This window comes from Maribacter sp. MAR_2009_72, assembly GCF_007827235.1.
GTDB classification, from domain to species: Bacteria; Bacteroidota; Bacteroidia; order Flavobacteriales; family Flavobacteriaceae; genus Maribacter; species Maribacter sedimenticola.
On record NZ_VISB01000001.1, the window covers coordinates 620,305 to 644,014 of the forward strand.

Genomic DNA, 23,710 nt, shown 5'->3' on the forward strand with positions numbered 1-23,710 from the left:
ATTTATAACATTTTCCCGACACTGATCGGATTATCCAAGTAGGTACTATTCCTGCAGCAGGTATTATGGTCATCCGCTTCATAGTGCTTTCTAAATAAAAGCTCCTGAGCGCTATATGTTTATTGTCGGTTAGATAATTTATCCAGTCCCCCTTACTTAGTAATAAAGTAGCAACAGCCCTTACAGGCATTATATAAACTAATCCTTTAAATAAGCAGTTATGAACAACAATCATGGACAACACAGTTTTTATGGCAAGAATATGCTATGCACGCTTAAATCCTACCAAATTGAATCCATAGGTAGGTTTGGAAGAATGTTCCGGGAAGTTTCGCCCTTATATATCAATCCGCTCGAGCTTAATAAATTGGGTGCACCCGGTGGACCAATGGAGGGGACCTCACCGGTACAATTGACCAGTGATGTACCATTGGGAATGATATTTTTTGGCCAGTTTATTGACCATGACATTACGTTTGACACACAATCCAATTTTAGCAGTATCAACAATCCGCTACAAATAGAAAATACCCGAACGGCCAATTTGGACCTGGACTGTATTTTTGGTGGTGGACCGGAGGACGAACCGTTTCTATACGATAATCCCAACGGTAGAGGACTTTACCTATTAACCGGAAAAAGCAACCAAAATCAAGGTCAAGCGGCCAAATTGGAAAAGCATGACCTCCCCCGTACCGGTACCGAAACTGCCATAATCGGTGATCCTAGAAATGATGAAAACCGGGTAATATCCCAATTTCAGTTGGCCATGATCCGCTTTTACAATGCAAACTATGATGCTATTAAAAACGCGGATCCCCATAAGAGTGCGGTTGAAATATACGAAGAGGCACGTGAGCTAGTCATGTACCATTACCAATGGATCGTAGTGAACGAATTTTTGCCCTTGTTATGTGGTTCCAAAATTGTGGGCGATATCCTGGGATCGGGACGTAAGTTTTACAAACCGTGCAACCAACCTTTTATACCTGTAGAATTCTCGGTCGCTGCATATAGATTTGGCCACTCCATGATCAACCAGACCCTTAAGTTACAACCTAGTGGGCCTGTCCATAGTATTTTTTCGCCCCAATTTGGTAGGGGCTTCGAGAAGATAAAGAATGAGGCACAGGTTATCCATTGGGAAACCTTGTTTGATTTTGATGGTACCTATCAACGTGCGGAAAAACTGGATACCAAACTAGCCGCAATCTTATTGGATTTACCTTTTATACAGTCCGCAAACCCTGCAGATAGGTCGCTTGCCACCCGAAACCTGAGAAGGGGGCAGAGCTTTTTATTGCCTTCCGGGGAAACTATTGCCGAGTGTATGCAACGAGATACCGCAGAAATCAACGATGTCAAAAATTTAATCCGCAACCTGGCACAGACCCATGATATTAATTTGGACAGCGGTACGCCTTTATGGTTCTATATCTTGGCAGAGGCCGAAGAAATAGGTAGAATTGATAGCGCTGGTAGCAAACCTGGCGAAGGGCTTGGACCTGTAGGTGCAACCATCGTTGCCGAAACCATTATTGGTCTTTTGGAAATGGACGAAGCTTCATATTTGGGCAGCAATAGGGATTGGTCCCCAACCTTAGGCACCAATGGTGTTTTTACCATGAAAGACCTTTTAAACATGGCCAACACGGCCATTGATCTATAATCAAGATTTGCAGCTCATTATTGAACTGCACTTCTTACAGTCTCTGTATACCATAATGAGTTAACAACTGAAGGGTTTACAGGGACTTTTTATTAAATCTATTATGTTGGTATGCTATAGTTTTTAGTCTTTAGGTATGAAGAAAAGTAAGGTGTTTGAAACAGATTTTTATGCAAAATCGCTAAAAAGACAAAAAGTGTTACAGTAATTTTGTGGTTCAATTAATTACAGAATCTTGCTAGAGAAAAGACACCAATTACCCCAAGAACAATTTACGGATGAAGAAAATTTCATTTATTGTTTGGAAGGCGTTCAAGATATAGAAACCGACAAGGTTACCGAAGCTCAAAAAAGTTTGACGCAACTGGTCATGAAATATGGAATAGCAAGTATTTATAAAACATGCGACACTATTGAAGGTCTTGAGGATAGCCTGAACGCACTGGTTTTGGATGACCATAATTTTAAGGACTATGAAATCATTTATTTGGTCATGGCCGGTGAAGCCAATAGTATCTGCCTAAACGATTACTATTATACGCTACAAGAAATTGCTGAGCTATTTGAAGGACGATTAAAAGGAAAGATTTTACATTTCTCCAACGCAAAAATTCTAGATTTAGACGAAGAGGAAGCGCAATACTTTTTAGATATCACTGGCGCAAAAGCTGTGTCTGGTTATGGCAATGCATTTAACGGAGTAAGTAGCGCCAACCTTGACAAGGCATTCTTCAACTTATTTAAAGAAGATGATGATATGTTCGATGTGGTCGAAGAACTGCACCAAAGACATTACAATGTCTGTAAACTACTAGATTTTAGATTGTATTATTAAGCTCAAATAATAGTATAGTAACTCTACAAAAAAAACTTCGAGTCATTTTAGCTGTAAATCTTATAGTTTATTAAAATTCAGTTTATTACAAACCAAAAAGTCCAGCTTTTTTCATTTCAAATATCTTTTTAATAAATACACGTTCGTAAATAAATACAAGTAGTTCGTCGAATAGTTAAAATTAGAAGTAGGGTTCTTTCGTTCTTAGTTGTTTACCTAGAGTATATATTAATTTTTTAAGTTAAACCTACAAATTGTTAAAAATGAAATTTATGAAATCTAACATTCTCGCTATTGCAATTATTACCCTAAGCACGCTAATGATGAGTTGCTCAGATGACAATGAGGTTACAAGTGATTATGGCAGACTATCGGTTAAGTTGACCGACGCTCCCTTTCCCCATGATTTGGTGGCAGAAGCCAATGTAACTATTTTCAAAGTCGATGCCAGATATAAAGGTGATATAAATCTAGACGACGAAATGATCGATAGTACCAACACAACCGTAGAAACAGATGGAGATAACCCGTTTATTGTTCTAATGGAAGACGAGGTACAGGTAAATCTTTTAGAGCTTACCAACGGGGTTACCAAAAATTTGACAGATATTGATGTACCTGTTGGCACCTATGACCTTATACGTGTTTATGTAGAAGGAATAAACGTAGTTCTTAAAGATGGTACTACCTATGACCTTAAAGTTCCAAGCGGATCACAATCAGGAATCAAAATTTTTATCAAACCTGGTTTGAACGTAAGTGGCGGATTAACATCTGATCTTTTATTGGACTTTGATGTTAGTAGATCGTTTGTGGCAAAAGGTGGAATACAAAATATTACTGGCTTTAACTTTAAACCAGTTATTAAAGCAAGTAACATGTCTACCGCAGGCACACTTGCAGGAATTGTTACTGAATTACAAGAAGAAACTCTTTTAGGTGTTGAAGGTGCTCAAATTGCTGTTTTCGTTGCCGATACACTGAATACAACTACATTTTCTGATGTTGATGGCAGTTATATGCTTATGGGACTGGATGCGGGATCATATACCGTTGAAGTAGAAAAGGAAGGTTATATTATGCAAACTGTAGATAACGTACAAATAAACGCGGCCAATAAAACAGTCCTAGATGTTGAACTTACTTTAGAAGATTAATCACATTTATATTTTTTAATACAAAGCGGGATACTCATCCCGCTTTTTTTTTACCCCATTATTTTCTTCAATCTTCTTGTTGGTATGCATCTATAATTTGAAATTCAATAAGCACTAAGTTGTTCAATTTATATGCTATTGCCTTTTCCATTTTAACATCATCACATTCATTTTTCCGATAATTACGTAATGAAAATTTCATATAATTGTTATTAATATAAATATTCACATAGTTATAGTTACAAATGTTATGTTTTTAACATAATATTAGTAAATTATACCAAATCTTAAAAACTATAATTATATGAAAAGTGTTTTTTTCAGAAGCATGGCCGTCGTTGCCAGTGCCGGGGTATTCTTAATTTCTTGTACAGATGATTCTCAAAATCCGACAGAAACTATAGTTCCTCAAAATGTTCTCCCAGAATCTCTTGAAGCAGCTATTTACAATCAAGGTAGTTATGAAATTGAAGGATCTTATATCGTTGTCTTTGATAAAAAAGTTACCGGTGATGTTACTTCAAAATCTGCGGGTGATTATGACGCCTCAAAAAGTGCCGTGCGTGATATTGCAGCTAAGGTATTTAATGGCGCACAATTAAAGGGAGATGCCATTGATCACGTATACAGTAAAACCTTAATGGGTGTTTCTGTGAAAATGAGTAAAGAACAGGCAACTACAGTCGCTAACGATAGTCGTGTAGCTTACATAGAAAAAGATCAAATGTTTACTCTTGCCCCACCTCCAGGAAAAGGTCCAGGTAGTGGAGGAGGAGGTGGCGGCACCGACCCTCAAGAAACTCCTTGGGGTATTACCCGTGTTAACGGTGGAGCAACCTATAATGGCTCAGGTGTTGCCTGGATTATTGATAGTGGTATTCAAGCAGATCATGAAGACCTTAACGTAGATGTAAGTCGTGGTTTTAATGCATTTACAAAAGGTAAGGATTCTAATCTTGCTACCGATGGTAATGGACATGGTACACATGTTGCAGGAACGGTTGCCGCTATTGATAACAACATAGGTGTTGTTGGCGTAGCTGCAGGAGCAACGGTTATTCCCGTAAAGGTATTAAGCGGTCGTGGTAGTGGTTCTAATTCCGGTGTAATTGCCGGTGTCGATCATGTAGCTGCAAATGGTTCTGCTGGCGATGTAGCAAACATGAGTCTCGGTGGTGGTTTTTCACAAGCATTGAACGATGCCGTTATTAATGCATCGTCTGTAGTTAAGTTTGCTTTGGCCGCAGGTAATGAAAGTACCAGTGCAACTACAAAATCACCTGCTTCTGCAAACGGAGCTAATATTTATACCATTTCAGCAATGTCTGTGGGTGATAATTGGGCGTCTTTTTCAAATTATGACAACCCCCCAATTGAATTTTGCGAGCCAGGTGTAGCCATTAAGTCTACTTGGAACGACGGTGGTTATAACACCATTAGCGGAACATCAATGGCGTCACCACATGCAGCCGGATTGTTGCTTTGGGGTAATATTTCAACTGATGGTACTGTAAACGGTGATCCAGATGGTTCCGCCGATCCAATTGGTGTTAACTAATTAATAATCATTTACATTTTAGCATATAAGCGGGATCAAAATCCCGCTTTTTTTGTTTCCAAATATTGGGTTTGATCTGTCCTAGAGTTATTTATAATTATCCATAAAAAAAGCAAATAAGGCAATTAAGACTTCGTTTCCACGTTAAGCAAAAACTAATCATTAAAGATAAAATCATGAAAAAACTAAGTATGTTGATGATGTCTGTTCTTTTTATAGGAGTTGTATCCTGTAGAGATACTAAAAAAGAGCAAGAACAATTAGATGCAACCCTTGACAAAATAGAGGCGGTCGAGCAAGATCTTGACCAAACCACAGAGGAGCTAGATCAAAAAGTAGAAGAAGTAGAATCTGCTCTTAATGAATTAGATAATTTGTAAAATTAAAGTCAAGGAATTATGAAAAATATAGTAAGAATATTAGGTTTGATGCTTTTTGCCCTTGTTTTAACAACAACTTCTGGGTATGCCCAAGGAAAATCCCAAGAGAAAGGAAAAGCGAAAAAGGAAAAAGTAAATAAGGTTAAAGAAGATGTTGCAGAAGAAGTAGATGATGCTGAAGAGGCCGTTAAGAGCAAGGCTGACGAAATGAAGGAGAAGGGTAAAATGAAGGGAAAGGCCAAAGATAAAAAGGATAAGATAAAAGATGATGATGCATTCAAAGACGCTGAGGATTATGAAAATGATTCAAAAGAAGAGCGTACTGAAAATCCTGAAAAAAAGGCAAAAAAAGAAAAATCGAACAAGGGCAATGCATACGGTCGCGATAAAGGTGATATGAGTGGTACAGAGTTCGGAAAACATAGAGCTTCCATGGTAAAACAAAAAATTGAAGCATCCGAAACCGATTTGAATGAAAAGGAAGAAACACTAAAGCGCGGGCGTGAAAAAGTAAAAGAAGCCAAAGAAAAAGTAGTGAAAGAACGCGAAGGGAAAAGCGCTGATGAAGAAGTTTTAAAAGAAAAAGAAGAGAAAATATTAAAAGCAGAAGAAAAGTTGAACGAACTGGAGGATATTATCAAAAAAGGAAAGCAAAAGATTAAAAAACAGCGTGAGGAAATTGAAAAGGTAGGCAAAATGCCTGTTGAATAAAAAGGGCAAATTCTAAACAAAAAAATCAAAGCGGGATAATTATCCCGCTTTTTTTATGTGCATAGGTCTTCAAATTATGTTTCGTTTTTGAAACATAATGTTCAGCGTTATGTAACTTGAGCTTTGGCTACGGCATAATAATAAAGATTGAGAATCTTTATTGTTAGAGCCAGACAAAACTACCTATTCTGAATTTACGCTGGACCCGTACAATGACAAAGACTTTAATTTTGATTATTCGGGTGATTATATAGGTACTGCCTATTTCTATACCGAGGCATTACAATGTCTGTAAACTACTTGATTTTAGGTTGTATTATTAGAAGTAAACCGTTTAGGGTAAAGTTTGATTATCCTACTTATTTTAATAATACGCAGGAACATGGATTGTATTATAACCCTAACTTTTAATGAGTTTTAGCACAATTGAGTTAATCCTAATTTAATGAATGTTTATTTTGTTTAATTATAATGATACATAATTAAACATTTTGTATTTTTGATGTATACTTTGTAGATGTATATTCATCAGAAATAAGAAAACTATGTTCGGAATATTTAAAAAGAAGTCGGAAAAAGAAAAATTGCAATCTCAATATGAAAAGTTATTAAAAGAAGCGCATACCTTGTCCACTACAAATAGAAAAATGAGTGATCAAAAAACGTTTGAAGCCGATGAAATAATGAAAAAAATAGAACTACTTGATTAATTAGTTGTTATTATATAGAACAACTCCAATCCATTGTTAATGACCTTTTTGAACATAGCCATTTTAATATCGAGTATAGGTTTCCTGTACTATGGATTTGAATGTCTATTTTCCCAAAAAATGAAAGATGAGTTTATTCGGTTTGGCTTAAGCAAACAAAGGGTGCTAACGGCATATCTTCAGCTTACCGGAGCATTAGGTTTAATTTTCGGATTTTTTATGTCACCCTTATTAATCTTAATTTCTGCCGCAGGACTATCGCTCCTAATGCTTTTGGGTTTTGGGGTCAGGATAAAAATAAAAGATAGTATTTTAGAGTCTTTACCTGCACTAGTTCTTGCGCTAATTAATCTATTTATAGCGTATAGGTATTACCAACAATTTATTGCCTAATTATTTTCACATAAAAGCAATCACCAAGCAAAGTGTTAAAAACAAGGCTGCAGGAAAAGATTTGAACAGAGGGTCTTTAATCTTAAAATGCATAACAATTGAACCCAACAACAAAACGGCCAATCCTAAAGCTGCGGGTTGTGTCAATACCGGCACCCAAATACCCACAATAAGTAATATAGCAAGAGTTACTTTTAAGAATCCAACGATATAATACATAGTTTCAGAAAGTCCATAGACCTTAAATTCTTCCACTATTGTTTTTGCATTTCCGCCGCGCCATTTCGTTTCTTTTTTATACTGTATTAGCCAAACATTTAGTATGCTCAATCCTACTATTATTTGACAAGCAATGATTACATAATTCATTTTAAAGTAGTTTTGTATTAAAGGTCATTAGTAACCTTCTTTCAAAAATACTAATTTTGTTTATATTTATTTAAAATTAGTTAAACAAAATTTATCGTGGATAAACAGAATTATAAAATACATATCGTAGGTGCCGGGGTTAGTGGGTTAATAGCGGCGAGAGTTTTAGAACAAAACGGCTTTTCTCCCATAATTCTTGAAGCAACAGAAAGAGTAGGAGGTAGGGTCAAGACGGATGTTATTAACGGCTATCAATTAGACCGAGGGTTTCAAGTGCTACTAACGGCTTATCCTGCCGCTAAAAAATATCTCAATTTCAATTCTTTGGAGCTACAACGTATTTTACCTGGTGCGTCAATTTTCAAGAATAAAAAACAACATATTATAGGTGATCCGCTTAGAGATTTAAGCCTCTTATTTTCAACGCTATTCGCAAATATTGGTACCGTTACCGATAAACTCAAAATTTTACGATTAAACACAACACTTAAAAATACATCCCTTTCAGAGATTTTTGCCACCAAGGAGCAATCAACCCTTGCTTATTTAAAGAATTTTGGCTTTTCAGATGGCATGATACGTGACTTTTTTAAACCTTTCTTCAGCGGAATTTTTCTTGAAGACCAGCTAGAAACATCTAGTAGAATGTTCCAGTTTGTTTATAAAATGTTCGGTGAAGGTGATGTTGCAGTACCCAAAGGAGGTATGGAGGAAATTCCAAAGCAATTGGTCCGTCAGCTACAAAACACTTCTATACAGTACAATACTGCTGTAGCGTCCATTAACGAGAAAGAAATACTGCTTGCCAACGGAACTACATTGGAAAGCGATTTTACGATTGTTGCTACGGAACCTAGTCAATTCATTAGTAATCTAAAGAATCAAGCAACGGAATGGCACAGTTGCGATACCTTATATTTTGAGACCGATACCAGAAAAATCAATAAAAAATTAATCGGACTTCTACCAGAAACCGACTCGTTAATCAATAACATTTTTTACCCCACAAGTCTTGAAACCAAGACAAGCGGCACTAAGGAATTGCTTTCGGTAACGGTAGTTAACAATAAAGGGGTTACTGGAAAAGAGCTTGTGAATAGGGTTCAAGAAGAATTAAGTAAATACTGTGGTATTACGTCCTGTGCCTTATTAAAACATTACCATATTCCCATGTCTTTACCAAAATTGAGCGAACTACAATATGAAGTACGGCCTTCTGAAACACGTTTGACCGAAACCATTTATTTAGCGGGAGATGTACAATTGAACGGTTCCTTAAATGCCGCAATGTTAGCAGGAGAAAGCGCTGCCTTAGGAGTGCTGGAAAACTTAGAGGGTTTGTTCAAATAGTTTTTTACAGCCAAGCGCATTAAAATTGTTCCATTCAACGTCTCCCTAAATTTCTTTACTTAGTAAACCTGATGTTGTAATTAATAGCACAACGTACTTTCCAATAAAATCTACCCAATATTGGGTATTGTATACGGCAAGGTTCAAAAGTAGTTTTGACTTAAAAGCAGTCGTATGAAATTTAAATTACTTATTGCCATATTATTATTGGCACTTACAACAAGATGTTCGCTCATAGAAATTGAACATGAAGAGGACCTGATTGTACAAATTGAAGGAAAATGGCAGTTAATCTCTATAACTTTTGATGGAAAACAAAATATTACCTCTTGTGATGAAACTACCTATTCTGAATTTACGCTGGACCCGTACGATGACAAGGACTTTAATTTTGATTATTCAGGCGATTATATAGGTACTGCCTATTTCTATACCGAAGCATTGGAAAGCTGTAGTCCCGAGACATTCGTAGGAAATTGGGAATGGGACGATGAGGAAGTAAAATTCTCAATCATCCTTACCGGAACACATACTGGTACCAGATATGTAAACGATTTTGATATTTCTTTTCGATATTTAAATGGTAGTGATACTGTTGTGGACAGAATCTTTTTTACATTCCAAAATGAAGACGAAGATTTTGAACGAATTTATGGCTACGCAAAGGTATTTTAGAAGCAATGCAATAAGGTCTGTATTTTAAACTATTCATCATTTGTCTTATATGTTTAGAGTATGGAGGTTTGGCAGACCTTTATATTTTGAATGGGTTGATGCGCTGGCAACCTTGGCACTTCACGCTCTTCTCATAACCTTGTGAATAAACAGTTATTATGAGAACCAACGAAAGGAGGGAAGGATGATGTGCGTGGAATGACTTAGAATTAGAATAAATATTTATGACTTAGGTAAAGCTTCCAATTTTTCAAAAACAACTACCTTATACATGGCACTAACAGGAACCTCCTTATCCTCAATTAATAAAAACGTTCGGGTAGCTTTTGTAGCTCTGTTTAAATTAACAATGTATGATTTGTGTGTGCGTTGAAAATTTTCAGACAATAGTGCAGTAATATTAATAAGTGTTTCGGAGATAAGATACATTCTAGTATCTGTGAAAATTTTTAAATAATTCCCAAAACTCTGTATGTAGAGAATGGAGTTAAAAGGGATGGTTACCGGTAATCCGTCATGTTTTATGGTAAGTTCTTCTTTTTTATTCTTCGTTTTGGGTTCTGTTATTTTTAAAGTTGAAGCTTTGTTAATTGCTTGTAAAAAACGTTCCAATTTTATGGGTTTTAATAAGTAATCTACCACACCAAAATCATAACTTTCTAATGCATATTCAGAATATGCCGTCGTTAAAATAACTTTAGGCGACTTTGTCATTGAACGTAAAACCCCCATCCCACTAAGTTCTGGCATTTCAATATCCAAAAAAACAAGGTCAATTGTATTTTGCTGAATAAAATTCACAAACTCAATAGAATTTCCTGTACTTAGAACCAACTCAAAGTTCTTTATTTTAGAACAATATTCTTCTAACACTTCACGAGCTAACAATTCATCATCGACAATGGCAATTTTAATCATTTCTACTAGTCTGTTATATCAATGGTTAAATTCACATGATATTCTTTCTCCATTTCATTGATCTCTAATATGTGAGCATCCGAATATAAAAGATTCAATCGTCTCTTCACATTTTCGAGTCCCATTCCTGTCCGTGTCGATTTGACCACAGCAGTATGCTTTGAATTTACAACATTTACATGAAGCTTGGCATTTTTTATGGCGACGTACACATCAATTGTACTCTGTTCATTCGTGGCTTGTGCACCATGTTTAATTGCGTTTTCAACAAATGGTATGAGCAACATGGGCGCTATTTTATAATTTAATAGTTCTCCTTCAATTAAAAATTCAATCGTACAGCGTTTGCTTAACCTTTTCTCTTCTAGCAATAAATAATTTTCTATAAATTCTAACTCTTCTTTCAAAGAAACAAAGTCTTTTTTAGCACTTTCTAATTGATATCGCATTAATTCCGAAAGTTGCATTACCACCTCAGGTGTTTCCTTAGATTGCTGCCTAGAAAGGGCATATATACTATTTAATGAATTGAATAAAAAATGAGGATTTACCTGTTCCTTTAAGTAGTTCAATTCCAACTCCCTTTGCAATTTTTCTTTTTCACTATTTTCTCTTTCAATGCGTATATTCCTTCTTAAAAAGAAAACTGCCATTCCAGTTCCGGTGGTATATAAAAAAAAGAAGAAAAATTTAGAAATAGTTATCCAGTCGTAACTGAAATTGCCTTTGGTAGAAATTGCAACAAAGATGGTGGCAACAAACAGTATCGAGAATAACAGATAGCGTTTTTTATCCAGAAAATAAGGTATGAGAATAAAATGGTTCACCCAAATGATTCCCATGATGTGCACGGTGTAACTTAAACTGTGAATGAATAGCGCGTAATCGGAACCTAATTTGTCTTTAATGATCAGATTACTAAATAGCTCAAGGAGTAGCACCAATAAAAATGCACCCAAGTTAATGAGTATGGTATTCTTCAAAAACTTCTGTATCATGCTTTTCGTTAAGAGATAAAAATACTGCGTTCAAACACAAATTATCATAATTTCTTTCAAAAGGCCTATATCAATGATGAAATCAACTTATCATTTAATTTCTATGCTTATCCTGTTTACTATATATAATTCAGTTTATCCAATACTTTTAAGGTGCATTCATAAAAAATAATAAGATGATAAACAAAACAGTAGTATCACTTTTAATCCTTTTTCTAGCCACAATAAATATAGGTTTTGCCCAAAAAAATAGTGAACAAGATTTGGTCTCAAACGGCGAAACGTCTTCCTTCATAGTGCCACAAATTCAGGTAGTTCCAATAAAAGACACCCAAACAGAAAAAAACTATGAACTATATATAGAGTTACCTGAAGATTATGCCGAAAACCCTAATAAAAGCTATCCTGTCCTTTATTATACAGATGCTATGTGGCATCTAGAAATGCTTTCTGGTGTATCAGAATACATGTTAGAAGACGTTATTCTAGTCGGAATTTCCTGGCAATTAGATATTAATGAAGACTTGAAAAAAGAAGTAGGAGCCCATGTGAGTCGGTACCGTGATTATAGTATTCTTGAATCTAATAAACCGGAAATACAAGCAAAATACCAAATGGGTCAAGCCAATAAACATTTAGATTTTATTCGCAATGATGTAATTAAATATATAAACAATATGTATCGAACCGATACCAATAGCCGTTCTTATTTCGGCTATTCAATGGGAGGAAAATTTGGGGCCTATATACTTATGTCGCAACCTGACACCTTTAATAACTACATTCTTGGCAGTCCTGGAATTAAAAATGAACTTGCTTATTTATCTGAACTTAATTCGAAATTTGGACCTTATGAAGCCTCAAATAAAAGCTCGAGTCTGAAGGCAAATGTTTTTATTTCGCATGGCTCATTAGAAGATAAGATGGTTGAACCTATCGAGGAATTTGTTAGCTTATTAAATGATAGAAGAGATGGCGGTTTGTCCGTACATAAAGAAGTGATTGATGGTAATCATCAAACGGCATTTCCTATGACAGCAGTTCGAAGTGTCGCTTGGTTGTCTTCCTTGATGAGTCATGTTTCAAGTGATAACTATGACGTCTCATTTTGGGAGATTCCCCACCTTAATAATGCCTTTATAAGCACAGCTCCTGAGGATAGAGATGATGGTATACCAGTTGGTGAATTATCTGTAGACAGCAATAAAAAGAAGGCCATCCTAAATGTTGCCCAAGAAATTTTTGACGACAGATACGGGAACTACGACGCCTTGCTCATTTCGTATAAAAACAAATTAGTTTTTGAATCCTATTATAAGAAAGGGCGTATTAATTTGCCACACGGACAAGCTTCTGCGGTAAAAGGTTATACCAGTTTGGTTTTAGGTAGGGCAATTCAAATGGGTTACCTATCCATGGAAGACCTAGACAAGCCTTTAGTTCATTTTCTAAAAGATGTTGACCCAAAAAAATTTACCAAAGGATTTGAAAAAATCACCCTACATAAAGCATTGACCATGCAAGGTGGTTTAACAATAGATAGGGATAAATGGAAAGAAATTGAAAATGATTCTGTTACCTTAAAAGGGCAGGGGCTGGTACAAAACTTACTTGAATACTCCGAACCCATTACGGATGCTTCTCAAACCTACTTGTATGGTAATTTTAATCCCATGATGGTGATGACGGTCATTGACGCCGTAGTCCCCGGAACAGCAGAAGACTTTATAAAAACAGAGCTACTTGACAAACTAGGTATTACTAATTATAAATGGTCTAACCATGTAAGTGGTCTGCCACAAGCAGGTTGGATGGCGAGTCTGATGTCTCGTGACATGCTCAAATTGGGGAATTTGGTTCTCAATAGAGGTAAATTAAATGGTGAACAGCTCATATCTGAAGCGTATCTTGCTAAGGCCACTAGTGGTATTTTAAGACCTGAGATTGATTGGATGCCTAAGAATTATCTATATGGGTATTTTTGGTACTACACACCAGTAAAGGTAGGCAACAAAAGCTATGATATGACCTTGGCTTGGGGTGGTGGCGGACAGCGTGTTATGGTCGTAAAAGAATTAGAATTGGTCATTGTCATTTCCGGTCACGACAGGGATGATGACAAAATCATGAAACCCATTTTTGAAACCCTTGTACCGGCTTTTGTCAAAGAATAATTCGGTTGTCTTAGAATAGCAGCATTGTAAGATTTTACGACCTTCTTTATTTTAATGTTCCGCTTGAAGCCTGTCCTGAGCATGGTCGAAGAATGACTTAAGCTATGCTAACGGCATAAAAATAAAGATGGAGAATCATATTTTTTGTTGAGCGAGATGATGCGCGGGGGTATTTAGTACTGCACTTTCTTTTCCAACGCTTCATCTCGCACAAATTTTTTAAGATTATTAATCTTTAAAAATTATGTCGTCTTCTAAAAACTTTCTTCTGTTTAGTGTGACAATTTTCATGTTTTATATACTAATAGTATAAATATAATATTCAGTACCATGAAGAATACATCTAAACAAAACAATTTTAAGAAAAATCTTATCCAATTTTACAAAGGCGAACTACGAACTTTTAAACGTATACTTGGTTTAAAGTAAAGCATAAAACAAGACGAAAGGTTAGCAAGTGCTAAGAAATTATTACGCTTGGCCAACGCGCAGTCTCGCGCATATTTTAGAAGGTCTAGTAGACCTTCCAAAATACTGCCGTTAGCTGTTGCGGCAAGTTGCCCAAAATCTACTGAAAAATTTACCGCCCTGATGATAACCACAATTTGAAAATAGCGTTTTACATCTCTAGACTAGGAATAGACATTAATTACTTATAACTTATCGCTATTTGATATAACGTCAAATTATGTTTCGTTTTTGAAACATAATGTTCTGCGTTATGTAACTTTGCTTGGGTAAAGCAAAGTTTTCTTTTACAATTTCTATTTAAATTTTTCTTCTAAAAAGTTTCTTCTCAAAAAGTAATGGAGCACTTATTAACTGACCGACGGTAGGAGGGAGGGCAATGTGTGTGGAATGGTATTTTACTACATTATTTATTTTATTCTATAAATCCGTAATTTATTTCTTGTTAATTTTTTATATATTTAAATACCTCAAATAATTTTCTACCTACATTTTATTTCTTCCCCCCCTTAAATACCCATTGTTGGGTATTTCGTCGTTTAAGTTTTTTTATCAGTTTTAATCAAAACCAAAAAAAATGAAAAAAGCAGTCATTTTACTAATTATGCTGATGACATTGACCAGTTATTCTCAATCACTTTCAGTTACTGAATATAAAAATTCAAAAGTCCTAAACACAAATTTCACTGTGCCCTTAGTAAGATTTAATTTTATTGACGATACCGCGGACGAACTTGCTAAAGGGAATGTAACCTTCTTCAGTTCAGTAGGCGCAGGGATAAGTTACAATTTGGGTAGACTATATCAAACTACTGACGGTAATTCTAAAATCACAGACAACGAGTTTAATAATATTATTGGAGTTCAAGCGGGATTTTTGTTTTCCGCTAAAACTGGTACAACCCCAACAAATATATTTGCTCTAACCGCTGGTATAAATATCTTAGACTTTCACGTGGGCTATGGTTATGAATTAGGTACAATTGAAGAAAATCAAAAGAGAGGGTTTCTAACTATATCATACTCAATACCAGTTTCCAAACTTACAAAGGCGGGCTTATATATTATTAATAAAGGTGAAGAGGTCCAAGCCGATGAGAAGAGTACTTTTTAATCTAATAGCAAAGTTATCATGAAAGAAATTTCGTATTTGACAATTTTATTTTTTTTAGTAATTCAAACATCGAATGCTCAAACATATTTTGAAGTTGAAAAAGATTTTAACTGTAAATGTGGAACGTTTACCAAAACACTATCTGAGTTAAAAATATATTTAGAAGAAGAAATTAACGAAGTATTCAACCATATTATTGTTTACTCTGGGATGACCTTTAGTTATCCGCAAGGTGGATGTCAACAAAGAGCTCAAATGATGCATCGGATATTAGAGAAAAAAGAAATACAACATTCTAAAATTTGGCTTTTTGCCCCGATAATTTTGGATCATAGTGATAAAAGGCAACTAGAAATTAATGATCCAAATGACCTCGTGCCTGACGATAAAATATATTGGGGATATCATGTAGCACCAAGTGTTTTAACTAAGAGTTCTACTGGCATAGTGGATACTTTAGTTATTGATCCTTCCATTTCGCTTGAAAAGCCGCTGAAATTAAAAGAATGGTTTTCAAAAATAAATAATAGCACAATCTCAAAATTCACTTTTTTAGATTCGAAATATTATTTCTTTAACACACAACCAAAATCTGATGGTACAGGAAATACCACCGTAATCAATGGATTCTTTTATCCATATAAAGATGTAGAAAATATGACCGACACATTTGACAACGCGGTTGTTGAAAGAGAATTGGCGGTTAATGATGTGGCTGTTTTTTTATTGCAAAGACTTGAAGGCGGTTATGAAGATTCAGATGGTCAAATAAAACTTCTACTAGGAAATGTAGAAGATATGATAGGATTATTTGCGCCGCAACAAAGATTTAATAGTTTTCAGGTTACGAATATGAGGAACCTCTTAGAAACACATGGTCCATTAATAGATGAGGCCATGGACTTTTATCACGGTCGTGTTTTGCACTGGCTTAAAGTTAAATGAAAAATCAGAATAAATATGAAAATCACTATTCAACCCAAGAAACTTGTTGACGCACATATACATTTATTCAATGCAAGGTACTTACCACTTAAGGCGATAATAAAAAAGGTATTTGTTCTCAAACCTCTTGCCGGTCCATTGGCTAAACTTTTAAATGCAATTACCGATGATTTTGATATGGATAATATTGCAGGTGAGTCTGCCAACTTTACAGAACATACGCCAAAAACTGAGGTAATTGAGTGGCTAGTAAAAAGGACACATACTAAATTGTTGGAAGAAACTGGCGAAAGTTTCATTGAAGAAAATTTACGAAACTCAAATCTGTTCGAGGCTTTGATAGAATTGGCAAAACAACGAAGAGTAGAGCAAACTGGAGGTAACTCGTTTAGCGCAGATGATTTTTTAGATAAAAATTCATCCGAGGTAAGCTTAGTAGGTGAAAACAAAGCTGTTATCTTGATTAATCAAATGTTTGAATCATCATTCAATGAGGATATTGAGTGGTCATTCTCAAAATTAGGCTCAGAAGAATCGGAAAAAGAGTTGCAGAAATATATAGGTCACGAACATATTCCAGTACTTACGTTTTTAGCACTGATGCTTTCAAATGAAGCCAAGATATATGAACAAGCAATAAATGGCTATGGTAATTTAAAACCACATTTGTTGGCTCATTACATGATGGACATGAAGGCTTCATATAAAAAAGGCAAACCCTACTATGATTTTCATCCTACGCAATCAAGTAACATGATGGAAATAGTAAAAGCTTCTAATAGCAAACTGGTAGGATTTACCGCTTTCAATCCCAAGAATGAAAACGCTATACAGTCAGTGAAGAAGGGACTAGATATGGGTAATGTTGGAGTCAAGTTCTATCCTCCAATGGGCTATTTGCCATATGGTGATCCAAATTCCAAGGTCAGGAAAAGAGTCTCTGATTTTTTTAAAATATGCAAAGAAGACGAAATTCCAGTTTTCACGCATTGTACACCGGTAGGTTTTCAAGCAAAGAAAGGATATGGTCTGAACAGCGACCCAGATTATTGGCAAAAATTGCTAGAACAACCTAGTTATGAAAATTTACGAATTTGCTTTGGTCATGCTGGTGGGGGAGATCCAAATGTTAAAGGGCATGATTTTCATGGTTGGTATAGTGATGAAGAACAATGGGCTAGTGAGGAATGCTATGCTAGAAAAGTCGTGGAATTATGTGAACGATACCCAAATGTTTATTGTGAAGTCGCACATTTACATAAAATCATGGAATCAGAAGCACATAAAAACCAATTCATTGAAAATTTAGTAATAAATTTTTCGAATGAAAATGCAACATTCAAATTGAAAGATAAAATTTGTTTTGGTACAGATTGGCATATGATTGGAATTGTTAATGCTCAAAAAAAGTATTATGAACTGTTTCTAGAAATTTTTCAGGTAGGGGAATTAAAGAATTCGATTGATGATTTTTTTGCAAATAATTTTCTAAGATATTTAAATATGAATGATTCAAATTTAACGTCTTAAACTTCTTTTAAGCTTTTTTACTTAACGAAGTTAATTGCCTCTTAACACCAATTTATTTAGAAAGTTTCTTCTCAAAAGGTAATGGAACACTTATTAACTGACCGACGATAGGAGGGAAGTCAATGTGTGTGCCATGGGCTTAATAAAATAGAATCAATTTGGGGTGCTTAAGGAAAAGCATCACTATGATTTAAATAGCAATTCTATTCTTAATTAAGTATGCTTGTGATTTATTAAGTACACTATCCTTTAACAACTCGGAATTTTCTGCATAATAGCATAAGCTTTTATCTTGGAGTTCCTTATTTGCCTTAATGCTTTTGGCAATTTCAATGTCAAAATTCTTGCCATCAAAGTATATTTGAATGTATCTATTGCGAGTTTTACCATTACTTAGCAATAAATCAATTATAACATTGCCTTCATATTTTGTTTTACGAAAATGATGAGCTAAATCAGCAATATAGTTTTCCAATCCCAAATAACTTGTTGAAAAAACTAAATGAGATTTAAAACTATCGTAATAATCACTTATGTGATAAGGTTTATTCATTAAAACAAACTTTTATGCGAATCCTCAATCAATATGACTGTATTATCAATTAACGTTATGCATTCACTTTTATTTTCCAGTACTCGCGCACTTTCAATAGCCGAATCAACATGAAAAAGCCCATGCCTATGTTTATTAAAATATTTATAAAGGTCTAATATAACTTTTTGTTTACTAGTAACTGTAATTTTTTCTCTTGCAAATTCTGTTAGTACTGGTCTACCCACACTATTTGACTCCACAATCTCACCGAAACCATCTTTCCCAATAACTATACCAAAATGTCCAAGAACCTGCTTTAAATAGCCTTCCAAGCCTCTTAAAACGGGAAAAGCAAAGCTAGAATAATCAGTTAACTCAATATCAAGCTTTTTCAAAGCGAGAGCTGGGCTAATAATAGCTTTGAGTTTATCTTTAATAAAATCAAATGTGGAAGGTAGTAATACTTGCATATCTCCTAAAGCCTCAGCTGCAGTTATATCAACTTTTATAGTTTTGAGCTGACTATCTATTATTTCTCGATAATCCATTATTTCAGCCAACATCTCTAAGATATCAGTATAAACTGAGTACTGACGCCCTTGTATATGACAGGCACCATTAGTATATATCCAAAAAACTACTGAATCGCCATCTTTACCAACAATCTTATATTGTTTACCATGGGGATGATTATCCCCATTATTTACTTTTGCATTGCATTCCTCCTTTAAAAAATTAAATAATAAATCTTTACCCTCAGAAGGGAAATTTGCTATCCTAATACTTTTAGTTTCACCATCACCCCTCAAACAATTTGCTTTAAGAAAACCTGCTACTGATTTAGTGAACTCTTGATTTTTTCCTGAAGGATGAAAGGTTGTTCCACCGCCTTTAAGTAAGTATACATTTAAACATGCAGGACCACCTTCAGTATTAAGGTGATATTGAAAAAGACCATTAGGTTTTTCAGTTTTAGTGAAACTTTTAATTCCCGGATATTCGTTTAACATCTGGTCTATTTTCTCTCTATTTATGGGAAGGTCTTTGTATTCTGAAGCCATTTCTGCCTATATTTATCTTACTATATTACAATTCTATGGATAATGTCGGAGCAATATTACAAGAAATTGAGAACAAATTAAGGAATGAATATAATATTTTGGAGGTAAAGGATATCAATTATGGTAGACAATTCAAAATTAAAGTAAATAATGATTCTTTAAATTTTAGGATTTTTTATAATAAAAAAGGAAATATTAAATTCGATTATTCAACCATAAATGACTCACTTTTTTTGTCAAAACTATCCAGTTTCCTTGAAGGAAATGAAACAAAAGTCAAGAATGAGAATGTTATTAATGATATTGAAGATAATGAAAAGGTTAATTCTTTCAAAAATGCCATAGGTACTGATGAATCAGGAAAAGGAGACTATTTTGGTCCCCTAGTTGTGGCAGGTGTTTATGTTGATGCAAAAACAAAAGTAATTTTGGATAATAATGGGGTTAGGGATAGTAAGAAAATTGGTGACAAAAAAATACTTGAACTTGCACAAATGATAAAAAGAATTTGTGTAAATCAGTATGTAATTGTTGAAATCGCTCCGCTTACTTATAATAACTTGTATGATACTTTTAAAAAAGAAGGAAAAAACTTAAACAATCTACTTGCTTGGGGCCACGCAAAAGCCATAGAAGAGGTTTTAACTAAAGTTGATTGCGAATTGGCAATTTCAGATAAATTTGCCGATGAACGATTCATTATCAGTAAGTTACAAGAAAAAGGAAGAGAGGTAACTTTAAAACAAGAACATAAAGCCGAAAAATATACATCAGTTGCAGCAGCTTCAATTTTAGCAAGGGCACGTTTTTTAGAAAAAATAAATAAGTTATCGATTGAATATGGTATGAAATTATCAAAAGGTGTTTCTGAAGAAGTGGTAAATCAAGCCAGAAGTTTAATCGAAAATTATAATACAGATGTTTTAAAGAATGTAGCCAAATTACATTTTAAAACAACTGATAAAGTATTGAATTAATGTCGGACAATTTAGATAAAAGTGCTGAGGCAAATCAATTACGTAAATCTGGTGATTTTAAAGCAGCTATAAAAATCTATCGTGAACTATGGGCGATAGAAGAGAATAAATTTACAGGTGCTGGACTATTACATTGTTTACGTAAAGAACAAAAATATAATGAGGCATTAGAACTATCTTCTGAAATATACTCTAAGTTTCCTGATTTTGATTGGTGTAGAAATGAATGTATATGGACTAATATATCTGCGAAACTCTTTAATCTACCCGAAAACATTGATACTTTATCTGTGGTTAATATTGCTAATTCAATTTTGGAGATGAAGCCAGAAATAATTGCCTATAACTTTGTTGTTTTCAAAGTGATAAAAACGGCGAAAAGAAATAGAGATTGGGTTTTAATGAATGATTGGTTAATAAAAATAGATTCTGAAGAACTAAAATCTGAAAGTGAAATTAAGGGTAACTGGACAGATAGGGAACTTTGGTATTATTATAAGGCGGTTGGTTTAGTAGCTGTTGGAGATTTTGAGAAGGGTTTGGAATTCATAGAAAATGTAAAGGGAGAGTTTAGAAGTAAATCGAAGTTTTTTGATAGGTTATCCGCTAAAGCTCAAATAGCCCGACAAAACTTTGAAGGTGGAGAAGAAATCTATAAAAAACTCACTCGTAATGATAGAGTAGATTGGTGGATTTTACAAGAATATGGTAAACTACTTATAAAAAATGGCAAAGCTGTGGAAGGGTTTAAAATGCTTTTGCGTGCAGCAATAGCTCCAGGTCCACTAATTAATAAAATTTCATTATTTTCTGATTTAGCTAATGAATTTGAAAAGCAAAACAAATTGAAAGAGTCGTTTTTTCATTTGCATCTAGTTAAGCTTATAAGAGAGGAAAACGGTTGGTTTGTCTCTGATGAACTAATAAAACGAACGGATAATTTAAGGGCGACTACTGGACATGCAACTGTTTCAAATAGAATAAAAGACATTTTCAAAATGTGCAAGGAAATATGGAGCGAATTAGGAGTTAGAAAAACTGTAAACAAATCGCGAAAAAGCATCAATTCCAAAATGCTTAGAGGTTTTGTCAAACTTGGAGATCCTACAAAACCATTTTGTTTTATAAAATCTGGGAAAGAATCTTTTTTTTGCAGTAAAAGTGAACTTCCAAAATCAATTAATGAAGGACAGCAAATTAATTTTCAATTAGTTAAAGCATTCGATAAAAAAAAGAACAAAGAATCTGTTAAGGCCACAAACGTTTCAGTTGTAAAGGATTAGTTTGTGGTAATTGATTGGGCCTAAGAGAATTTTGGTAAAACAATAGGGGAGAGGAGCGTTAAGAATTTTAGGGGGCTGGTTACCATAATTGTCAACAGCTATATTTGTTGTTTCTTCTAAAAGCAGTCTTAAGAGTTACAATGGATCCTAAAATATAGCGACTGAGCCGTACACCTGCCTGCCGGCAGGCAGGTTGTTTCCAAAATTATCTACGTGACAAAAGAAATTAGCCATTGGCTGATTACTTTTGGTGGCGGGTTGGGGCGTTGGCATCTTTTTGTTTAGTTCATTACTTATCTATTGTTTTTTTAAGGTATTCTTGAATCTCCTGCGTCGATTTCGCAGCCGCATCATCTAGCTCAAAGTATACTTTTGCCGTATCAAGAAAAAAGAATAGGTTGTTTTACATGTGTTAAAAATTATAAAACAATATTTTTGGTAAATTGTCGTTAAAATTAAGACAAATGTCATCGTGTTTTTATATCTTAGACAAACTAAATTTTAAGTATGACAACTAAAAAGAAGACGGGACAGGCAAAACAAGTTAAATATGTTAGACAAGGTGTTAGTTTGCATAAAAAAGACCTTGTCGGGAAAGCTGTGCATAAGAAAACGGCAGTAAATGAGAATATAATTAAAGTTACCTTTGAAGGAAAACCAAAAAAAATTCTTGAAGCTGTCTCATATGATTGGAATGATGATTCTCGCGGCTTTGAATTGGTAACGGTCATTAGAGATGGCATTGACTATAAAACATTTGAAAGCGTTGCGGTTAAAACACCTCTAAAGGATAAAGACTGGGCTATTGTACTAGATACAACTTTGCGCACACTCGTCAGATATAAAAAGGATAACAAAACTTTCGCGCCAAAACAGACAGAAAAGATTGTTGAAATTCAACAGTTAATGCAATACGGGGAAGAAGTTTTTGGAGATATGGATTCCTTTCATTCTTGGCTGATGATGGATAATGTTGCTATGGGCGGTGTAAGTCCTAAAGAATTACTAGACACTTCTGTAGGCCTAGGTATTGTAAAAGATGCCTTAGGTAGAATAGAGCATGGTATTTTAGCATGATTGTTTATAGAATCGCAAGAGGGAAATACAAAGATGATTTATCAGGCACTGGCGCTGAAATAAATGGGGGCAGATGGAATAATAAAGGAACCAAGGTTTTATATACAGCATCATCAATTGCCTTGGCTATGGCAGAAGTTGCGGTGAATGTTCCTTTTGGTATTTTACCCAAAGGTTATTTTGTAATTTCAATTGAAATACCTGATGTCAATATCTCCGTTGTTCATCCCAAGAATTTAAAAGGTACAACATGGAATTCCCATCCTCCTTCACATATAACACAGAAAATCGGTGATGATTTCATAAAAGCCAACAAAGACCTGATTTTAAAGGTTCCGTCAGTGGTTGCTCCTGGAGATTATAATTTTTTAATAAATCCTTCACACGTTGAATTTTCAAAGGTCAAAATAGTAGAAAAAAGCCCTTTTGGTTTTGATCAAAGATTATTTAAAAAGAAATAATCTGTTCTGATTATAGATATATAAACATTATGTCAAATAGAAATTAAAGAAAGGTTTCTAGAAACGTTAGAAGTAGCAAGGGCTAAGAATTTTGCTCACAGAGAAAATTTTAGCTGTTACGGCAAGCTGACGAGCCTGCCTGCCGGCAGGCAGGAATGCTGTAGAAAAAAATCTTACACATATTTCCTCAAACCTGCCTGCCGGCAGGCAGGTACATGAATTTCAAAAGAATCTAAAAGTTTTGCTTTTTTTGGCGTTGGCAAGCGCTGGCAAATTGTGTTTAAATTTAAAATGTGTTTTTCAGCATTTTGGAATTTAAAAAGCAATCGAGCGTTTGGCAGCGGCTATTTTACATAACGGCA

General features: G+C 34.7%; 24 protein-coding genes. 18 read left to right on the forward strand and 6 right to left on the reverse strand.

Features of this window, described 5'->3' with window-relative positions; genetic code table 11:
* The first annotated feature begins 220 nt into the window (after positions 1-220).
* The 3 genes from JM81_RS02555 (at position 221) to JM81_RS02565 (ending at position 3,661) form a co-directional block, all read left to right on the forward strand.
* A complete protein-coding gene (locus tag JM81_RS02555) occupies positions 221-1,669 on the forward strand; it encodes a peroxidase family protein (protein ID WP_144800562.1) in 1,449 nt (482 codons plus the stop codon).
* 235 nt (positions 1,670-1,904) lie between these two features.
* Complete coding sequence (locus JM81_RS02560) at positions 1,905-2,504, forward strand: DUF6642 family protein (RefSeq protein WP_144800563.1); 600 nt, start codon at positions 1,905-1,907, stop codon at positions 2,502-2,504.
* A 272-nt stretch (positions 2,505-2,776) separates the two neighbouring features.
* On the forward strand, positions 2,777-3,661 hold the full coding sequence (locus JM81_RS02565) for a DUF4382 domain-containing protein (RefSeq protein WP_261374940.1): 885 nt from the start codon (positions 2,777-2,779) through the stop codon (positions 3,659-3,661).
* A gap of 67 nt (positions 3,662-3,728) precedes the next feature.
* Here the strand turns inward: JM81_RS02565 and JM81_RS18570 are convergent, their stop codons facing one another.
* Entirely contained in the window at positions 3,729-3,863 is a 135-nt protein-coding gene (locus JM81_RS18570; RefSeq protein WP_261374941.1) for a hypothetical protein, read from the reverse strand.
* Between the two features lie 102 nt (positions 3,864-3,965).
* On the opposite strand from JM81_RS18570, the gene JM81_RS02570 reads away from it, so the two are divergent.
* The 5 genes from JM81_RS02570 (at position 3,966) to JM81_RS02590 (ending at position 7,413) form a co-directional block, all read left to right on the forward strand.
* A complete protein-coding gene (locus JM81_RS02570; RefSeq protein WP_144800565.1) occupies positions 3,966-5,219 on the forward strand; it encodes a S8 family serine peptidase in 1,254 nt (417 codons plus the stop codon).
* Positions 5,220-5,416: 197 nt separating this feature from the next.
* Entirely contained in the window at positions 5,417-5,599 is a 183-nt protein-coding gene (locus JM81_RS02575) for a hypothetical protein (protein ID WP_144800566.1), read from the forward strand.
* An 18-nt stretch (positions 5,600-5,617) separates the two neighbouring features.
* Positions 5,618-6,310, forward strand: coding sequence for a hypothetical protein (locus JM81_RS02580; RefSeq protein WP_144800567.1), 693 nt, complete (start codon positions 5,618-5,620; stop codon positions 6,308-6,310).
* Positions 6,311-6,855: 545 nt separating this feature from the next.
* Positions 6,856-7,020: a Lacal_2735 family protein gene (locus JM81_RS02585; protein WP_144800568.1), complete on the forward strand. Its 165-nt coding sequence runs from the start codon at positions 6,856-6,858 to the stop codon at positions 7,018-7,020.
* A gap of 39 nt (positions 7,021-7,059) precedes the next feature.
* Positions 7,060-7,413: a DoxX family protein gene (locus JM81_RS02590; RefSeq protein WP_144800569.1), complete on the forward strand. Its 354-nt coding sequence runs from the start codon at positions 7,060-7,062 to the stop codon at positions 7,411-7,413.
* Positions 7,414-7,419: 6 nt separating this feature from the next.
* On the opposite strand, the gene JM81_RS02595 is transcribed toward JM81_RS02590, so the two are convergent.
* Entirely contained in the window at positions 7,420-7,782 is a 363-nt protein-coding gene (locus JM81_RS02595) for a DoxX family protein (protein ID WP_144800570.1), read from the reverse strand.
* Positions 7,783-7,878: 96 nt separating this feature from the next.
* On the opposite strand from JM81_RS02595, the gene JM81_RS02600 reads away from it, so the two are divergent.
* A complete protein-coding gene (locus JM81_RS02600) occupies positions 7,879-9,132 on the forward strand; it encodes an NAD(P)/FAD-dependent oxidoreductase (protein WP_144800571.1) in 1,254 nt (417 codons plus the stop codon).
* A 174-nt stretch (positions 9,133-9,306) separates the two neighbouring features.
* On the forward strand, positions 9,307-9,807 hold the full coding sequence (locus JM81_RS02605; protein WP_144800572.1) for a hypothetical protein: 501 nt from the start codon (positions 9,307-9,309) through the stop codon (positions 9,805-9,807).
* Between the two features lie 222 nt (positions 9,808-10,029).
* On the opposite strand, the gene JM81_RS02610 is transcribed toward JM81_RS02605, so the two are convergent.
* Both JM81_RS02610 and JM81_RS02615 read right to left on the reverse strand, forming a co-directional pair.
* A complete protein-coding gene (locus JM81_RS02610) occupies positions 10,030-10,725 on the reverse strand; it encodes a LytR/AlgR family response regulator transcription factor (protein WP_144800573.1) in 696 nt (231 codons plus the stop codon).
* Positions 10,726-10,730: 5 nt separating this feature from the next.
* Positions 10,731-11,723, reverse strand: coding sequence for a sensor histidine kinase (locus tag JM81_RS02615; RefSeq protein ID WP_144800574.1), 993 nt, complete (start codon positions 11,721-11,723; stop codon positions 10,731-10,733).
* Positions 11,724-11,899: 176 nt separating this feature from the next.
* Here JM81_RS02615 and JM81_RS02620 point away from each other — a divergent pair, with 176 nt between their 5' ends.
* The 4 genes from JM81_RS02620 (at position 11,900) to JM81_RS02635 (ending at position 17,954) form a co-directional block, all read left to right on the forward strand.
* Positions 11,900-13,897, forward strand: a complete 1,998-nt coding sequence (locus JM81_RS02620; protein ID WP_144800575.1) for a serine hydrolase — start codon at positions 11,900-11,902, stop codon at positions 13,895-13,897.
* A gap of 1,045 nt (positions 13,898-14,942) precedes the next feature.
* Entirely contained in the window at positions 14,943-15,479 is a 537-nt protein-coding gene (locus JM81_RS02625) for a hypothetical protein (RefSeq protein ID WP_144800576.1), read from the forward strand.
* Between the two features lie 18 nt (positions 15,480-15,497).
* Entirely contained in the window at positions 15,498-16,424 is a 927-nt protein-coding gene (locus JM81_RS02630) for a protein-glutamine glutaminase family protein (RefSeq protein WP_144800577.1), read from the forward strand.
* Between the two features lie 15 nt (positions 16,425-16,439).
* Positions 16,440-17,954, forward strand: coding sequence for an amidohydrolase family protein (locus JM81_RS02635; protein WP_144800578.1), 1,515 nt, complete (start codon positions 16,440-16,442; stop codon positions 17,952-17,954).
* A 190-nt stretch (positions 17,955-18,144) separates the two neighbouring features.
* Here JM81_RS02635 and JM81_RS02640 read toward each other — a convergent pair whose 3' ends face one another.
* Together JM81_RS02640 and JM81_RS02645 are read right to left on the reverse strand one after the other, a co-directional pair.
* Positions 18,145-18,507: a type II toxin-antitoxin system RnlB family antitoxin gene (locus tag JM81_RS02640; protein ID WP_144800579.1), complete on the reverse strand. Its 363-nt coding sequence runs from the start codon at positions 18,505-18,507 to the stop codon at positions 18,145-18,147.
* Positions 18,507-19,550 carry a type II toxin-antitoxin system RnlA family toxin gene (locus tag JM81_RS02645; RefSeq protein WP_144800580.1) on the reverse strand — a complete coding sequence of 348 codons (1,044 nt, stop codon included), beginning with the start codon at positions 19,548-19,550 and terminating at the stop codon, positions 18,507-18,509. Before JM81_RS02645 ends, JM81_RS02640 begins: the two co-directional genes overlap by 1 nt.
* A gap of 35 nt (positions 19,551-19,585) precedes the next feature.
* On the opposite strand from JM81_RS02645, the gene rnhC reads away from it, so the two are divergent.
* The 4 genes from rnhC (at position 19,586) to JM81_RS02665 (ending at position 23,348) form a co-directional block, all read left to right on the forward strand.
* Complete coding sequence (gene rnhC, locus JM81_RS02650) at positions 19,586-20,527, forward strand: ribonuclease HIII (protein WP_144800581.1); 942 nt, start codon at positions 19,586-19,588, stop codon at positions 20,525-20,527.
* Positions 20,527-21,810, forward strand: a complete 1,284-nt coding sequence (locus JM81_RS02655; RefSeq protein WP_144800582.1) for a hypothetical protein — start codon at positions 20,527-20,529, stop codon at positions 21,808-21,810. The genes rnhC and JM81_RS02655 overlap by 1 nt, the downstream gene beginning before the upstream one ends.
* A 507-nt stretch (positions 21,811-22,317) precedes the next feature.
* Positions 22,318-22,887 carry an antitoxin Xre/MbcA/ParS toxin-binding domain-containing protein gene (locus JM81_RS02660; protein ID WP_144800583.1) on the forward strand — a complete coding sequence of 190 codons (570 nt, stop codon included), beginning with the start codon at positions 22,318-22,320 and terminating at the stop codon, positions 22,885-22,887.
* Positions 22,884-23,348 (forward strand): RES family NAD+ phosphorylase, encoded by a 465-nt coding sequence (locus JM81_RS02665; protein WP_144800584.1) that lies wholly within the window; start codon positions 22,884-22,886, stop codon positions 23,346-23,348. The genes JM81_RS02660 and JM81_RS02665 overlap by 4 nt, the downstream gene beginning before the upstream one ends.
* The last annotated feature ends 362 nt before the right edge of the window (positions 23,349-23,710 follow it).

Excerpts from the sequence above, each read along its gene's own strand:
- JM81_RS02555 (WP_144800562.1), top strand. The coding sequence starts at position 221 with ATGAACAACAATCATGGACAACACAGTTTTTATGGCAAGAATATGCTA.
- JM81_RS02565 (WP_261374940.1), top strand. The coding sequence starts at position 2,777 with ATGAAATCTAACATTCTCGCTATTGCAATTATTACCCTAAGCACGCTA.
- JM81_RS18570 (WP_261374941.1), bottom strand. The coding sequence starts at position 3,863 with ATGAAATTTTCATTACGTAATTATCGGAAAAATGAATGTGATGATGTT.
- JM81_RS02570 (WP_144800565.1), top strand. The coding sequence starts at position 3,966 with ATGAAAAGTGTTTTTTTCAGAAGCATGGCCGTCGTTGCCAGTGCCGGG.
- JM81_RS02575 (WP_144800566.1), top strand. The coding sequence starts at position 5,417 with ATGATGTCTGTTCTTTTTATAGGAGTTGTATCCTGTAGAGATACTAAA.
- JM81_RS02580 (WP_144800567.1), top strand. The coding sequence starts at position 5,618 with ATGAAAAATATAGTAAGAATATTAGGTTTGATGCTTTTTGCCCTTGTT.
- JM81_RS02585 (WP_144800568.1), top strand. The coding sequence starts at position 6,856 with ATGTTCGGAATATTTAAAAAGAAGTCGGAAAAAGAAAAATTGCAATCT.
- JM81_RS02590 (WP_144800569.1), top strand. The coding sequence starts at position 7,060 with ATGACCTTTTTGAACATAGCCATTTTAATATCGAGTATAGGTTTCCTG.
- JM81_RS02595 (WP_144800570.1), bottom strand. The coding sequence starts at position 7,782 with ATGAATTATGTAATCATTGCTTGTCAAATAATAGTAGGATTGAGCATA.
- JM81_RS02605 (WP_144800572.1), top strand. The coding sequence starts at position 9,307 with ATGAAATTTAAATTACTTATTGCCATATTATTATTGGCACTTACAACA.
- JM81_RS02610 (WP_144800573.1), bottom strand. The coding sequence starts at position 10,725 with ATGATTAAAATTGCCATTGTCGATGATGAATTGTTAGCTCGTGAAGTG.
- JM81_RS02615 (WP_144800574.1), bottom strand. The coding sequence starts at position 11,723 with ATGATACAGAAGTTTTTGAAGAATACCATACTCATTAACTTGGGTGCA.
- JM81_RS02620 (WP_144800575.1), top strand. The coding sequence starts at position 11,900 with ATGATAAACAAAACAGTAGTATCACTTTTAATCCTTTTTCTAGCCACA.
- JM81_RS02625 (WP_144800576.1), top strand. The coding sequence starts at position 14,943 with ATGAAAAAAGCAGTCATTTTACTAATTATGCTGATGACATTGACCAGT.
- JM81_RS02630 (WP_144800577.1), top strand. The coding sequence starts at position 15,498 with ATGAAAGAAATTTCGTATTTGACAATTTTATTTTTTTTAGTAATTCAA.
- JM81_RS02635 (WP_144800578.1), top strand. The coding sequence starts at position 16,440 with ATGAAAATCACTATTCAACCCAAGAAACTTGTTGACGCACATATACAT.
- JM81_RS02640 (WP_144800579.1), bottom strand. The coding sequence starts at position 18,507 with ATGAATAAACCTTATCACATAAGTGATTATTACGATAGTTTTAAATCT.
- JM81_RS02645 (WP_144800580.1), bottom strand. The coding sequence starts at position 19,550 with ATGGCTTCAGAATACAAAGACCTTCCCATAAATAGAGAGAAAATAGAC.
- rnhC (WP_144800581.1), top strand. The coding sequence starts at position 19,586 with ATGGATAATGTCGGAGCAATATTACAAGAAATTGAGAACAAATTAAGG.
- JM81_RS02655 (WP_144800582.1), top strand. The coding sequence starts at position 20,527 with ATGTCGGACAATTTAGATAAAAGTGCTGAGGCAAATCAATTACGTAAA.
- JM81_RS02660 (WP_144800583.1), top strand. The coding sequence starts at position 22,318 with ATGACAACTAAAAAGAAGACGGGACAGGCAAAACAAGTTAAATATGTT.
- JM81_RS02665 (WP_144800584.1), top strand. The coding sequence starts at position 22,884 with ATGATTGTTTATAGAATCGCAAGAGGGAAATACAAAGATGATTTATCA.